Here is a 13,700-nt window from a genome sequence, read left to right as displayed (position 1 = left end):
GCCACGGTCCGCAGCCAAGGCCCCTGGGGCTCCGCCCCAGACCCCGTTCGCGCCTTAAGGGCGCTCGTCCTCAATCGCCGGACAGGCTGAGGTGGCCTGTGCTGGCCCGCACCGAGCACTTAAGGGGCGCGAGGAACTGCGCGAGAAGCGAGCACGGTCCGCACACGACGTCGGGTTTCAGGGGCGCGGGGAACTGCGCGAAGGGGTGACCCCGGCCCGCGCAGGGGGGGGGCGAGCCCCGGGTGGGCAAGGTGTGGGTGGGTTTGGGGTGGGGGCACAGAGGGATGAGGCACCATGGCGCCAAGCGCGGGTTCCCGCCGTGCGTCGACGCCCCACTCCCCCTGGACGGACCGGAATGCCGCTGCCCACGACCGCCCGCCCCGCCCGCACGGCGACGGCCTGCGTGCTCGCCGTGCTGGCGCTCGCGGGGTGCTCGGCGGGCGAGGGCGTACGGGACGACGGGCCGGCGGCCACGCCCTCCGCCTCGGTGACCGCTTCACCGCTGTGGCCCGACCACACCCCCTCCGCCGCGCCCGCAAAACCCGGCCAGGGTTTCCACGCGCGGGAGCCGGTGGCGGGGGTGACGGTGCCGGACGGGGATCTGGCGCGGGTCGACGGGGCGCGGCTGCTGGCCACCGACCCGGCCACCGACCAGGCGGTCAGGACCGGCCTCGGCCAGTGCCCGGACGGCTCCTCATGCCGGCTGCGGCCGCCCGCGTACGCCGATCTCACCGGCGACGGCAGACGTGAACTCGTGCTGGCCTACGACGACTTGGGGCGCAGCATCCTGTGGGTGTACACCGCCGTGGGTGAGCGGGCGCACGCCGTGCTCGAATACGCGGGGCGGCCCGGGACCAGCGCCGAGACGCTCGGCGGTGATCTGGTGGTCACCGAGCCCGCGGGCGGCCGGGACCGCCGGTCGGAGACCACCCTGCACTGGAACGGCACCGAGCTCGCCCCGCTGCCCGCCGTCTCGGACCCGGCCAGGGGCGGCGCCCCCAAGGCGCGGCCCTCGGAGGACTCCCTGATCGAGCCGGCCGACGGCACCAAGGAGCCGGGCGGAGGCTGAGCCGGGCGGAGACCAAAGCCGGGCGGGCCTCACGCACCCGGCACCACGAGCCCCGACTCGTACGCCAGGATCACCAGCTGCGCCCGGTCGCGTACCCCGCACTTGCCCATGATCCGGCTGACGTGGGTCTTGGCGGTGAGCGGGCTCAGGGCGAGCGCGTCGGCGATCTCGGTGTTGTTGAGGCCGCGGGCGACCAGGGTCAGGACCTCGCGTTCGCGGTCGGAGAGCGCGGACAGGGCGGCGGGGCCGCCGCCGGCCACGGGTCGCGGGGCGCGCAGCACGCGGGCGATGAGGCCGGCCGTCGGGCCGGGTGAGAGCAGCGCGTCGCCGGCGGCCACCGTGCGGATGGCGTCGAGGAGTTCGGCGGGCCGGGTGTCCTTCACGAGGAACCCCGAAGCGCCGGCCCGGAGCGCCTCCAGGACGTTCTCGTCGGTGTCGTAGGTGGTCAGGACGAGTACCCGTACCCCCACGAGGTCTTCGGCGGCGGCGATCCGCCGGGTCGCCCCGATGCCGTCGGTGCCGGGCATCCGCAGGTCCATGACGACGACGTCGGCCCGCGCCGAGTGGGCCAGCGCCACGGCTTCGTCGCCGGTGCCGGCCTGGCCGACGACGGCCATGTCGGGTGCGGATTCGATGAGCATCGCGAAGGCGGAGCGCACCAGGGTCTGGTCGTCGGCGAGCAGGACCCGGATGGGGTCGGGGTCGCCGGGCTGGGCGGTCATGCGGTCGTCTCCAGAAGGTGGCTGTCGGGGGGAGGTGGTGAAAGGGGCAGGTGGGCGGTGACCTGGAAGCCACCGTCGGGGTGGGGGCCGGCGTTGAGGGTGCCGCCGACGCTGCGGGCCCGCTCGCGCATGCCGAGGATCCCGAAGCCGGAGCCCGCGGCGGCCGGGCCCCGGCCGTCGTCGGTGACGGTGACGGTGAGCGCCCGGCCCCTCGTCTCGACGCGGACGCGGGCGGTGGCGTCGGGTCCCGCGTGGCGGACGGCGTTGGTGAGTGACTCCTGGACGATGCGGTAGGCGGCGGCGCCGACGGCGGGCGGCACCCGGGCGCCGTCGGTGTCCATGGTGAGTTCCGCGTTGGCGCCGCGGGTCAGCTCGGGCAGCCCCGTGAGGTCGGGCAGCGGGCCGTGCTCGTCGGCGCGCAGCACGGTCAGGGTGGTGCGCAGTTCCGCGCGGGCCTCGCGGCAGGTGTCGGCGATGGAGTCCAGGGCGGCGGCGAGGGCCGCCCGGTCGAGCCGTTCGGGGGCGGTGGTCAGGACGTGGGCGGCGACCGCGGTGCGTACTCCGATCAGGGTGATGCTGTGGGCCAGCAGGTCGTGCAGGTCGCGGGCGATGCGCAGGCGTTCCTCGGTGAGTTGGCGTTCGGTCTCGCGGGCGGCGGCGGCCCGCTGTTCGGCCACGTACGCGCGGGAGTTGCGCAGGGCGACGCCGAAGACGAGGGCGGCGACCAGCCAGCCGGAGGTGCGGAGCACGTCGAGGGCGTGGTGGACGCCGTTGAAGGACATCCCGGTGATGGCGAGGCCCACGACGCAGCCGCCGACGGTCGCGGCGCGGCGGACCGTGCCGGTGACGGCGACGGTGTACAGGGCGGTCATCGCGAGCGGCATGGGCCCCATGTGGGCGTTGTCGAGCAGTTGGTAGGGGACGATGCAGGCGACGACCACGGCCAGGGTCGTCATGGGGTGGCGGCGCCGGGCCGTGAGGGCGAGGGCGGCCGCGGTGAGCAGGGCCCAGCCGGTGGTGTCCGGGCGCAGCGCGGTGTCGGCGTAGGCGATGGCCGCGCCGAGGGTTGCGGCCCCGGCGGCGAGCGCGGCGTCGGCCCGCAGGGGGTGGGCGCTGTCGTGCGGGTCGCGGTGCAGCATCGCGGTGACCCACGGGCCGAGCCCGGGGCCCCGGGCTCGGCCCGGTGTGGTCACGTCGGTCACCGGGCCATCCTCGCCCTCACGGTGCGGCGCTGACCAGGGCGGGGGGTGCCTCGGCCGTTCGCGGGGCGCGGGAGAGGCGTCCGGGCCACCACACGGCGCGGCCGAGCAGCAGGTTGGCGCCGGTCACCAGGTAGGTGCGGACGAGGAAGGTGTCCAGGAGGACGCCGACGGCGATGACGGTGCCGAGTTCGACGAACATCACCAGCGGCAGCGAGGCGAGCACCGCGAACGTCGCCGCGAGCACCGTGCCGGCCGAGGCGATGACCCCGCCGGTGGTGCGCAGCGCGGTCAGTGCGGCCTCCTGCGGGCCGGCTCCGCGCAGGGCCTCCTCGCGGGTGCGGTGCATCAGGAAGATGCCGTAGTCCACGCCGAGGGCGACCAGGAAGACGAAGGTCAGCAGGGGCAGGCCCGGGTCGAGGCCGTGGAAGCCGAGGACCGGTCCGAAGACGAGGCCGCCGATGCCGAGGGCGGCTCCCCAGACGGCAGCGACGGCGGCGACGAGCAGCAGGGGGGCGATCAGGCTGCGCAGCAGCAGGGCGAGGACGAGCAGGACGGAGATCAGGACGAGGGGGATGACGGTCAGCCGGTCGTGTGCGTTGGTGTCGGCCAGGTCGAGGGCCTGGGCGCTGGCGCCGCCGACGTGTGCGCCGGTCAGCCGCTGTCGCAGCCGTCCGATGGTGGCGCTCTCGGCGGCCGATTCGGGGGCGGCCGTGGCGGTGACGGCGATCTCGGTCCAGCCGCCGCCGCTGCGTCCGCGTTCGGCACCGGCGACGCCGTCGACCAAGCGGGCGTCCGCGAGCGTACGGTCGGCTCGGCCGGTCGGCGTCATGACCTGGAGGGGCCGGCTGCCGCGGTCGGGGAAGGCGGTGGAGAGGGTGCCCATGGCGAGGGTCGACTCGGGTTTACTGGTGAAGCTGTCCTCTTGTTTGAGCGCGCCGGGCAGGTTGAACGCGCCGAGCGCGAGGGCGCCGAGCAGGACAACTCCCGTGAGCAGTACGGTGGTTGGGCGTTTGGCGGTGGAGCTGCCCATCGCGGCGAACAGGTTGCGGCGGCGCGCCGCGGGTTCGCTGCCGTACTCCGGGATCAGCGGCCAGAACACGCGCCGGCCGAGCAGCACGAGGAGCGCGGGCAGCAGCGTCAGCATCGCGGCGAGCGCGCAGACCACGCCGACCGCGCCGACCGGGCCGAGTCCCCTGATGTTGTTGAGGTCGGCGGCGAGCAGACAGAGCAGGCCGGCCACGACCGTGCCGGACGAGGCGAACAGCGCCGGCCCGCAGCCGCGCAGGGCGGCGCGCATCGCGTCGTACGGAAGCGGGGTGCGGCGCAGTTCGTCGCGGTAGCGGGCGACCAGGAGCAGCGCGTAGTCGGTGCCGGCGCCGAACACGAGGACGGTCATGATTCCGGCGCTCTGGCTGGTCACGGTGGTGTCGAAGACGGTGGCGAGGCCGTACACGGCGGCCCGCGCGCACACCGCGCCCGCGCCGACCGCGAGCAGCGGGACGAGCCACAGCACGGGGCTGCGGTAGGTGAGGATGAGGAGCAGGGCGACCACCAGGCCGGTGGCCAGCATCAGCGTGGTGTCGAGGGAGCCGAAGACCCCGCGCGCGTCGACGTCGAGGGCGCCGTCGCCGCCGACCCGCACGCTCATCCCGTCGGTGTCGGTGGCCCGTTGGCGCACGTCGTCGACGAAGGCCTTGCGGGCGTCGTCGTTCTTGGCGGGTGCGGCCGTGGTGAGCGTGTACGCGAGGGTGGCGCCGTCCTTGGACGTCACGGCGGGCCCGTGCTGGACGGCCGCGAACTCCTTGGGGTCCTTGGCGTCGCCCAGCTCGGCGGGCGACTTCGCGGCCTGGACGCCCGGCGCGACGGTGATCGCGGAGAGCTGGCGGGCCGCGGTGGCCCGGTCGGCGGCGGTCAGACCGCCGTCGCGGTGGTAGACGAGCACCAGAGCGGTGATCTCGCCGCCGGGCAGCTTCTCCTGGAGCGCGGCGACCTGAGTGGAATCCGCACCGGCCGGCAGGTAGTCGGCCGTCTGGTCGCGCTGTACGTCCCCGAGCCGCCCCGCGAACGCCCCGGCGACGGCGAGCACGATCACCCACAGCGCGAGCACACCCCAGGCAACCACCCACCGCCGCGGCCCTGTTGACGACTTCGCCGTCGCCTCTGCCGCCGCTGTGTCCTTCGCCCCCGCTATGTCCGACGTCCCCGCCGTGTTCGACCCCATCCCGGGCCCCCTCCGGCCGGACATCTCGGAAGGGCCCCAGCGGCCTGCCCGGCTGCTCCCAGCGTCCCGTCCACCCGGGCCGTGTTCGTCCCGCCAGCGACCGAGATCGCGGTACTTCCCCGGGCGTCCGAACGCCCGCCGTTACTCCCGGGGGAGTACGCGGGCGGGCGACGGCGTACGGCGTGTTCGGCCGGAACGTCGTTGATCGCGGGGGAAGTTCAGGACGGCGTACGGGCCGCGGCGAGCAGGCGGGCGGTGTCGTCCGCGCAGAGTGAGAGGGCGCCGCCGACCGTGCTGAGCACCTCGCGTTCGGCCGGGCTGTACGGGCCGTCCGCGAGCGCGATGCGGGCGCCCTGGAGCAGGATCGACTCGCGGCCCGCGGGGGCGAGGTGCGGGGCGAGCGGTTCGAGGGCCTCGTGGAGTTCGATCGCGAGGGCCGCGCCGCAGGGGTCCGTCTCGTCGACCGGGTCGGTGAGGAAGCGGCCGGTGTCGGCGGCCAGGCCCTCGATGAGCGCGACGAGCTGCTCCTCGGTGCAGTCGTCGAACCCGGCGGCCCGCACGGTGGCGAGGGCGGTGCCGGTGACCGTACGGGACGAGGTGCCGCCCGCGGCGAGGACGGCGAGGGCGACGGTGTGCACGGCGTCGCGCAGCATCGCGGAGAAGCGGGTCGTGGTGGGGTGGTCCAGGGCTTCCGTGCCGAAGTGGCCCTGGCAGGCGGCGCATTCGACGACGGGGCCCGCGGCGCCGCGGGTGAGGAGCGGGATGCCCAGGATCGTCAGGCGCTTGCGGCCGGTGCGGCGCTGGTAGTTCCGGTCGCCTCCGCAGTCGGGGCAGAAGAACTCGCCGTCTCCCACGGTGTGCCACTGGGTGCGGGTGGACCACAGGCGGGGGCGGGTGCCGGGCTTCGGCCCGGTGCTCAGGTTCGTACCGTTCTGTCCCCGTGCTGGCCGCACCGCGCACCTCCGTAACGCTCCGGCAACGTTGCCGCGTTGCCGTGATGTTAGCCACATCTATGATGTGGCGTCAGCACCCCGGGAGAGGGACCCTCCCCGGATGGCGAATTCCCGCCGCCCCTGGGGCTCCGCCTTAGACCCCGGCCCCTTTGCCCACCCGCCCGCCCGTGACGGGGGTTGGTTGGTTCCGGCCCCTGGGGCTCCGCCCCAGACCCCGGGCACCTTCCCCACCCACCCGCCCGTAGGCGCAGGGTTGGATGGCCCGGCCCTTCCTGGGGCTCCGCCCCAGACCCCGTTCGCGCCTTAAGGGCGCTCGTCCTCAATCGCCGGACAGGCTGAAGGTGCTGGCCAGCGCCGAGCATTTAAGGGGCGCGGGGAACTGCGCGACCAGCCACGCACGGTCCGCAGTCGAAAACGGGTTTCCAGGGGCGCGAGGAACTGCGCGAGAAGCGGGCACGGTCCGCAGGATCGAGAGGGTTTAGGGGCGCGGGGAACTGCGCGACCAGCCACGCACGGTCCGCGGGCGAAAACGGGTTTCCAGGGGCGCGAGGAACTGCGCGAGAAGCGGGCACGGTCCGCAGGGTCGAGAGGGTTTAGGGGCGCGGGGAACTGCGCGACCAGCCACCTGCGGCCCGCAGACGAAAACGGGGTTTCGGGGGCCGAACCCCCGTAGGGGGCCCGGCGTTGGGGGAGGTCAGCGGGCGGCGCGGTTGACCGCGGAGATGACCGCCTTCAACGACGCCCGCGTCGTGTTCGCATCGATCCCGATCCCCCACAGCACGACCCCGTCGATCGCACACTCGATGTACGACGCGGCCAGCGCAGACGCCCCCTCGCTCATCGTGTGCTCCTGGTAGTCCAGCAGCCGCGCGTCCACCCCCGTCGCGGCCAGCGCGTCGAAGAAGGCCGAGATGGGTCCGTTGCCGGTGCCGGTCAGGACCGTGTCGACGCCGTCCACGACCGCTTCCACCGTCAGGGTGTCGCGGCCGTCCTTGTCCGTCGTCGTCTGGCCCGAGCGCAGCTGGATGCGGCCCCACGGGTTCTCGGGGTTGGGCAGGTACTCGTCCTGGAAGGTCGACCAGATCGCGGCGGGCGTGACCTCGCCGCCCTCCGAGTCCGTCTTCTGCTGGATGATCTTCGAGAACTCGATCTGCATCCGGCGCGGCAGGTCCAGCTTGTGGTCGTGCTTCAGGACGTAGGCGATCCCGCCCTTGCCGGACTGCGAGTTGACCCGGATGACCGCCTCGTAGGAGCGGCCGACGTCCTTGGGGTCGATGGGCAGGTACGGGACCGCCCACTCGATGTCGTCGACGGTCTTGCCCTGCGCGGCCGCGTCCGCCTCCATCGCGTCGAAGCCCTTCTTGATGGCGTCCTGGTGGGAGCCGGAGAAGGCGGTGTAGACCAGGTCGCCCGCGTAGGGGTGGCGCGGGTGGACCTCCATCTGGTTGCAGTACTCGCTGGTGCGGCGGATCTCGTCGATCTGGGAGAAGTCGATCTGCGGGTCGACGCCCTGCGAGAACAGGTTCATGCCCAGGGTCACCAGGTCGACGTTGCCGGTGCGCTCGCCCTGTCCGAACAGGCAGCCCTCGACGCGGTCCGCGCCGGCCATGATCGCCAGCTCGGCGGCGGCGACCGCCGTACCGCGGTCGTTGTGGGGGTGCGCCGACAGGCAGACGTACGCGCGGCGGGTCAGGTTGCGGCTCATCCACTCGAAGCGGTCCGCGTGCGTCGAGGGGGTCGAACGCTCCACCGTGGCGGGCAGGTTGAGGATGATCTCGCGGCCCTCCTCGGGCCCCCAGACGTCGCACACCGCCTCGCAGACCTCCAGCGCGAAGTCCAGCTCGGTGTCGGTGAAGATCTCCGGCGAGTACTGGTAGCCGAAGATCGTCTCGTCGCCCAGGATCTTGTCCGCGTACTCCATGACCAGCCGCGTGCCGTCCACGGCGATCTGCTTGACCTCGTCCTTGGTGCCGCGGAAGACGACCCGGCGGAAGGTGGGGGCGGTCGCGTTGTACAGGTGGACGGTGGCGCGGTGGGCGCCGCGCAGGGACTCCACGGTGCGCTCGATCAGCTCTTCGCGGGCCTGGGTGAGGACGGAGATCGTCACGTCCTCGGGGATCGCGCCCTCTTCGATGATGGAGCGTACGAAGGCGAAGTCGGTCTCGCCGGAGGAGGGGAAGCCGACCTCGATCTCCTTGTAGCCCATGCGCACCAGCAGGTCGAACATCTCGCGCTTGCGGGCGGGGCTCATGGGGTCGATCAGCGCCTGGTTGCCGTCGCGCAGGTCCGTGGAGAGCCAGCGCGGCGCCTTGGTGATGCGGGCGTCGGGCCAGGTGCGGTCGGGGATCTCGACGGCTTCGTAGCGGCCGTACTTGTGGATCGGCATGCCGGACGGCTGCTGCGTGCGGGTGGCGTTGGTGACGGGCGTGGGGCGACCGACGGGCTGGGACATGGCGTGCGGCTCCTCGATGCGGAGGGAGGGACGGCCGACTGTCGAGCGCAACACCAGATCCCGCGGGGAGGGGGTCGGCCTACGACTACAGGCCCTCGCCGCGGCAGCTAAGAAGAAGAAGCCCGAAACGCATGATGCCGCAGCCTAGCCGAGGGACGGCGCGAGCGCCGGACCCGTATCAGTATGCGGGACGCAGGCCTCGATTCGGGCAAAAGTGATGTATCCCTCGCCTGGGCTCGGCGCCCGCACAATGGCCGGAACCGGACGTAGAAAAAGCACGCTTCACAATCATGGTGGCGACTGGTGACAGGCCGGTTACCCGGTGCCACATTGCCGGGCATGGACGCCACCACCCACCCGGTCTTCTGCACCATCGTCCCGCCCCACGTCTTCGACCGCCTCATCGAGGCCGAGGACCCCGCGCTCGTCAGGATCGCCCGCCGCACTCTCGTCGTGGACGCCGCCCAGCGCACCGAACGCCGTCTCACCACCGTCCTGGGCGCCGAGCCGCCCGCCGAGCCCGCCGACGCCACCGCCGACGAGCCCCGGCGCACCGTGTACGACGCCCAGCACACCACCACGCTGCCCGGCCGCAGGGTGCGCGGCGAGGGCGAGGCGCCGGTCGGCGACGCGACCGTCAACCGCGCGTACGCGGGCCTCGGCGCCACCTTCGAGCTGTACCTCAAGGCGTATCTGCGCCACTCCATCGACGGCCGAGGGATGCCGCTGGACGCGACGGTCCACTTCGACCACAGCTACAACAACGCGTTCTGGAACGGCACCCAGATGGTGTTCGGCGACGGCGACGGCCAGATGTTCCTGGACTTCACGCTGCCGGTGGACGTCATCGGCCACGAGCTCACCCACGGCGTCACCCAGCACTCCGCGAACCTGACCTACTTCGGTCAGCCGGGCGCCCTGAACGAGTCGATGTCGGACGTGTTCGGCTCCCTGGTCAAGCAGTACTCCCTGGACCAGGACGCCCACCAGGCGGACTGGCTGATCGGCGAGGGCCTGCTCGCGCCGGGCGTGCACGGGCAGGCGCTGCGGTCGATGAAGGCCCCGGGCACCGCCTACGACGACGTCGTGCTCGGCCGGGACCCGCAGCCCGCCACGATGGACCACTACGTCACCACGGGCCGCGACAACGGCGGTGTGCACATCAACTCGGGCATCCCCAACCACGCGTTCTACCTGGTCGCCGACGCGCTGGGCGGCAAGGCCTGGGAGCGGGCCGGACAGATCTGGTACGACGTGCTCACCGGCGGGCACCTCGGCTCCCAGGCGATGTTCAAGGACTTCGCCGAGCTGACGGTGGCCGCGGCCCGGGCGCGCTACGGCGACGGCGCCGAGACTCGGGCGGTTTTGAAGGCGTGGGCGCAGGTGGGGGTTCCGGCCTCCTGAGCCGGTCTCTGCGGCGTACCCGCTGACGTACCGCGCGAGGGCTGCTAGACAGAAGCCATGCGTATCCAGGTTTCCCGTTCAGGAGGGTTCGCCGGCATCGAGCGCCGGGCCGAGATCGACACCTCGGGCCGGCCCGATGCCGCCGAGTGGCGCGCGCTCGCGAAGGCGGCGCTGGCCGAGGGCCACACCGCGCCGAGAGCCGGCGTACCGGACGGCTTCCACTATGTGATCACCGTGGCCGGTCACACCGTCCACTGCGCCGACCCCGACCTCACCCAGGCCCAACGCGAGCTGATCTCAAGGGTGTTGAAGGAAGGCGCGTAGCCGGCGCCGAAAAGGCGGATGCGGGGGGGATCTCGGCCCTGCTTGGATGCGCACCATGAGCATCCCTCCCCGTGCCACCCTCCTGGACGATCTTGAGAGCTACTACGATGCCGCGCCCAGGAGTTCGGCGCGCGCCGAGGACTTCGGGCCGCTGACCCTGTTCGTCCGGGAGGGCGCCGGGTGGCCCTTCTACGCGCGGCCCACACGCGGCCACGACGGGCCCGTCACGGCGGCCGACGTGGACGCGGTGCGGGCCCGCCAGCGCGAGGTCGGGGCGCCCGAGGCGTTCGAGTGGGTGGCCGAGGTGAGCCCGGGACTGCGGGCGGCGGTCGAGGAGTCGGGCCTGGTGGTCCACGAGCACCCGCTGATGGTGCTCGACCCCGGGGCACCGGCCGCAGAGCCCCATCCTCTGGTACGGGTCCTGGGCGCGGCCGACCCGCTGCTGCACGCGGCGCTGGTCGTGCCGCACCTCGCGTTCGCCGCGCCCGGTACGGGAGTTGGGCCGGCGGGCGCGGCCGAGCTGGCCGCGGAGATCACCGCTCGCGCCGGTGACGGCCGGGCGCAGCAGGTCGCCGAGCGCATCCGCGCGGGGCGTTCCGCGCTGGCGGCCGCCGTCGAGGACGGGCTGGTGCTGTGCTCCGGGATGCACAATCCGGTGGGCGCGGTCACCGAGATCGTGGGCGTGGGCACGCTGCCCGCCGCGCGCCGCAGGGGCCTCGGGCGCGCGGTCACCGCGGCGCTGGTCGCGCACGCGAGGGCGGCCGGGGTGGCGACGGTGTTCCTGTCGGCGGGCGACGCCGACGTGGCCCGGATGTACGCGACCCTCGGCTTCCGCCCGGCGGGCACCGCGCTCATCGCCGAACCGGCGGACGGCTGAGGGCAGTTGGCCCCTGCCGCGCCGGGCGGCCCGTCCCGGTCCTTCTGTACGTCCGCCCCCGCCGGGAGGGACCGGCGGGGGCGGATCGGGGCGTCCTGTTCGCTCAGAAACCGAGCTTGCGCAGCTGCTTCGGGTCGCGCTGCCAGTCCTTGGCGACCTTGACGTGCAGATCGAGGAAGACCGGCGTGCCGAGCAGCGCCTCGATGTGCTTGCGGGACTTCATGCCGACTTCCTTCAGGCGCTTGCCCTTGGGGCCGATGATGATGCCCTTCTGGCTGGGACGCTCGATGTAGACGTTGGCGTGGATGTCCAGGAGCGGCTTGTCGGCGGGCCGGTCCTCGCGCGGGATCATCTCCTCCACGACGACGGCGATGGAGTGCGGCAGCTCGTCGCGTACGCCCTCCAGGGCCGCCTCGCGGATCAGCTCGGCCACCATGACCTGCTCGGGCTCGTCGGTGAGGTCGCCCTCCGGGTACAGCGGCGGGCTCTCCGGCAGCAGCGGGATGATCAGATCCGCGACGAGCTGGACCTGCTGGTCGCCGACGGCCGAGACCGGCACGATCTGGGCCCACTCGAAGCCGAGCTCCTTGGAGAGCTGGTCCACGGCGATGAGCTGTTCGGCCAGCGTCTTGGAGTCGACCAGGTCCGTCTTGGTGATGATCGCGATCTTGGGGGTCTTCTTGATCCCGGCGAGTTCCTTCACGATGAACTTGTCACCGGGTCCGAGCTTCTGGTCGGCGGGCAGGCAGAAGCCGATCACGTCGACCTCGGCCCATGTGGTGCGCACCACATCGTTGAGGCGCTCGCCGAGCAGGGTGCGCGGCTTGTGCAGGCCCGGGGTGTCGACCAGGATGAGCTGGGCGTCCGGGCGGTGCACGATGCCGCGCACGGTGTGCCGGGTGGTCTGCGGGCGGTTGGAGGTGATGGCCACCTTCTGCCCGACCAGAGCGTTCGTGAGGGTGGACTTGCCCGCGTTGGGGCGGCCGACGAAGCAGGCGAAGCCGGCCCGGTGGGTGGGGGCGGCGGCGGTGTCAGCGGCAGGGGTACGAGCGCTCATGCGGCCATTCTCCCCGATCCCGACCCCCACGCCGCCCAGCCCCCCGCCAAGGCCGCCTTCCCACCCCTCCCGGGGCCCCGCCCCAGCCCCCGTTCGCGCCTTAAGGGCGCTCGTCCTCAATCGCCGGACGGGCTGAGGTTGCCTGCGCTGGCCCGCACCAAGTAGCCAGGGGCGCGGGGAACTGCGCGACCAGCCACGCACGGCCCGCGGACAAGGCCCCTGGGGCTCCGCCCCAGACCCCGTATCGCGCCTAAAGGGCGCTCGTCCTCAAACGCCGGACGGGCTGAAGGTGCCCCAGCGCCGAGCACTTAAGGGGCGCGGGGAACTGCGCGACCAGCCACTCGCGGCCCGCGGACGAAAGCGGGTTTTTTGGGGGCGCGGGGAATCGCGCGAGACGCGGGCACGGTCCGCAGAATCGAGAGGGGTTAGGGGCGCAGGGAACTGCGCGAGCGCTTAGGGGTGGGTGGGTTTGTGGTGGCGTAGGGTCCGGTACGCCGGGTAGGACAGGGCCGCCGCCAGGAGGATCGCCGCGGCCAGCCAGGGCAGAGCCAAGAAGGACGCCCCGGCCGAGCCCTCCACATCCCGCGCGCTCGCACGCAACCGCACGTCCCCCCAGTCGAGCTGAGGCGCCCCCCGCCACACCTCCGTGAGCGTGACCCGCTCCCCCGGCAGCAATTCGGACGGCACCTTCGCCACGCCGCGGCTGAGCAGCGTACGGCCGAAGAGACCCGTCGCGCTCAGGTCGACCTTCGGGTTGAGCGTGACGTTGCCCCGGTTGTGCAGCGTGTAGGTGATCTCCGCACGGCTCTCCCCCAGGCCGGGCACGAGCGGCCGGTGCTGGGAGAGCGAGACGTCCTCGACCGCGAGCGCGGGCACCGTGGGCCCGCCGACCCGCAGATAGACCCGTGCCCCCACCGCCTGCTGGATGCCGACGGCGACCTTCCCGTCCGCGCCGGAGCCGCGCGCGACCCGGTCGTCGAGCGCCACGAGCGCGCCGACGTGGTCGCCGGGCTCGGCGTCCGGCGGCACGGTGATCGTGAAGGGCACGGTGACCGAGGAGTGGGCGGGCACGGTGAGCGTGGCCCGGTCCGGTTTCGCCCAGGCCCCCACCCCCGTCTGCCGCTCCTTCTCGGTGCGCACGGCGAACCCCCCGTCGCGCTCGGTGTTGTACGCGTCGGCCCCGTACAGCCGGAAGCTCAGCGGCGTCGCCGTCTTGTTGGCGACCGTCACCCGGTCGTCGAGGGTGGTGCCGGGGTCGGCGGAGAGGTAGAAGTACGGGCGCTGGGCGGCGCCCGTGGAGGCGGGGAAGACGGACCAGTTGCCGTTGTCGGCGGCGCGCGCCGCGGGCGCGCCGAGCCATCCGAGCGCGGTGAGCCACGCGAGGACGGCGGCCAGGAGGAGTGCGGACGGCTTGCGCAC

At 73.1% G+C, this 13,700-nt stretch carries 11 protein-coding genes; 4 read left to right on the top strand and 7 right to left on the bottom strand.

Annotated elements, in window-relative coordinates; genetic code table 11:
• The first annotated feature begins 355 nt into the window (after positions 1–355).
• Positions 356–1,069, top strand: a complete 714-nt coding sequence (locus tag DWB77_RS25890; RefSeq protein ID WP_120723577.1) for a hypothetical protein — start codon at positions 356–358, stop codon at positions 1,067–1,069.
• A gap of 29 nt (positions 1,070–1,098) precedes the next feature.
• Here the strand turns inward: DWB77_RS25890 and DWB77_RS25885 are convergent, their stop codons facing one another.
• From DWB77_RS25885 to leuA, 5 genes are all read right to left on the bottom strand, one after another.
• A complete protein-coding gene (locus DWB77_RS25885; RefSeq protein WP_120723575.1) occupies positions 1,099–1,791 on the bottom strand; it encodes a response regulator in 693 nt (230 codons plus the stop codon).
• On the bottom strand, positions 1,788–2,993 hold the full coding sequence (locus tag DWB77_RS25880; protein WP_246033634.1) for a sensor histidine kinase: 1,206 nt from the start codon (positions 2,991–2,993) through the stop codon (positions 1,788–1,790). Before DWB77_RS25880 ends, DWB77_RS25885 begins: the two co-directional genes overlap by 4 nt.
• A 16-nt stretch (positions 2,994–3,009) precedes the next feature.
• Positions 3,010–5,214, bottom strand: a complete 2,205-nt coding sequence (locus tag DWB77_RS25875) for an MMPL family transporter (protein WP_120723573.1) — start codon at positions 5,212–5,214, stop codon at positions 3,010–3,012.
• A gap of 218 nt (positions 5,215–5,432) precedes the next feature.
• On the bottom strand, positions 5,433–6,167 hold the full coding sequence (locus DWB77_RS25870; RefSeq protein ID WP_428985150.1) for a TerB family tellurite resistance protein: 735 nt from the start codon (positions 6,165–6,167) through the stop codon (positions 5,433–5,435).
• 694 nt (positions 6,168–6,861) lie between these two features.
• On the bottom strand, positions 6,862–8,619 hold the full coding sequence (gene leuA, locus DWB77_RS25865; protein WP_120723569.1) for a 2-isopropylmalate synthase: 1,758 nt from the start codon (positions 8,617–8,619) through the stop codon (positions 6,862–6,864).
• A gap of 339 nt (positions 8,620–8,958) precedes the next feature.
• Here leuA and DWB77_RS25860 point away from each other — a divergent pair, with 339 nt between their 5' ends.
• The 3 genes from DWB77_RS25860 to DWB77_RS25850 are packed head-to-tail and all read left to right on the top strand — an operon-like array spanning position 8,959 to position 11,224.
• Positions 8,959–10,023 carry a M4 family metallopeptidase gene (locus tag DWB77_RS25860; RefSeq protein WP_120723567.1) on the top strand — a complete coding sequence of 355 codons (1,065 nt, stop codon included), beginning with the start codon at positions 8,959–8,961 and terminating at the stop codon, positions 10,021–10,023.
• Positions 10,024–10,080: 57 nt separating this feature from the next.
• Positions 10,081–10,347 carry a protealysin inhibitor emfourin gene (locus tag DWB77_RS25855; RefSeq protein ID WP_120723565.1) on the top strand — a complete coding sequence of 89 codons (267 nt, stop codon included), beginning with the start codon at positions 10,081–10,083 and terminating at the stop codon, positions 10,345–10,347.
• A 55-nt stretch (positions 10,348–10,402) separates the two neighbouring features.
• Positions 10,403–11,224 (top strand): GNAT family N-acetyltransferase, encoded by an 822-nt coding sequence (locus tag DWB77_RS25850; protein WP_246033633.1) that lies wholly within the window; start codon positions 10,403–10,405, stop codon positions 11,222–11,224.
• A gap of 103 nt (positions 11,225–11,327) precedes the next feature.
• Here DWB77_RS25850 and era read toward each other — a convergent pair whose 3' ends face one another.
• Positions 11,328–12,281 (bottom strand): GTPase Era, encoded by a 954-nt coding sequence (gene era, locus DWB77_RS25845; RefSeq protein ID WP_120723561.1) that lies wholly within the window; start codon positions 12,279–12,281, stop codon positions 11,328–11,330.
• Positions 12,282–12,734: 453 nt separating this feature from the next.
• Positions 12,735–13,700 (bottom strand): WxL protein peptidoglycan domain-containing protein, encoded by a 966-nt coding sequence (locus DWB77_RS25840; protein WP_120723559.1) that lies wholly within the window; start codon positions 13,698–13,700, stop codon positions 12,735–12,737.

This window comes from Streptomyces hundungensis (assembly GCF_003627815.1).
GTDB classification, from domain to species: Bacteria; Actinomycetota; Actinomycetes; order Streptomycetales; family Streptomycetaceae; genus Streptomyces; species Streptomyces hundungensis_A.
Note: the sequence above shows the minus strand (reverse complement) of the source record. Positions and strands in the feature narration are given on the sequence as shown.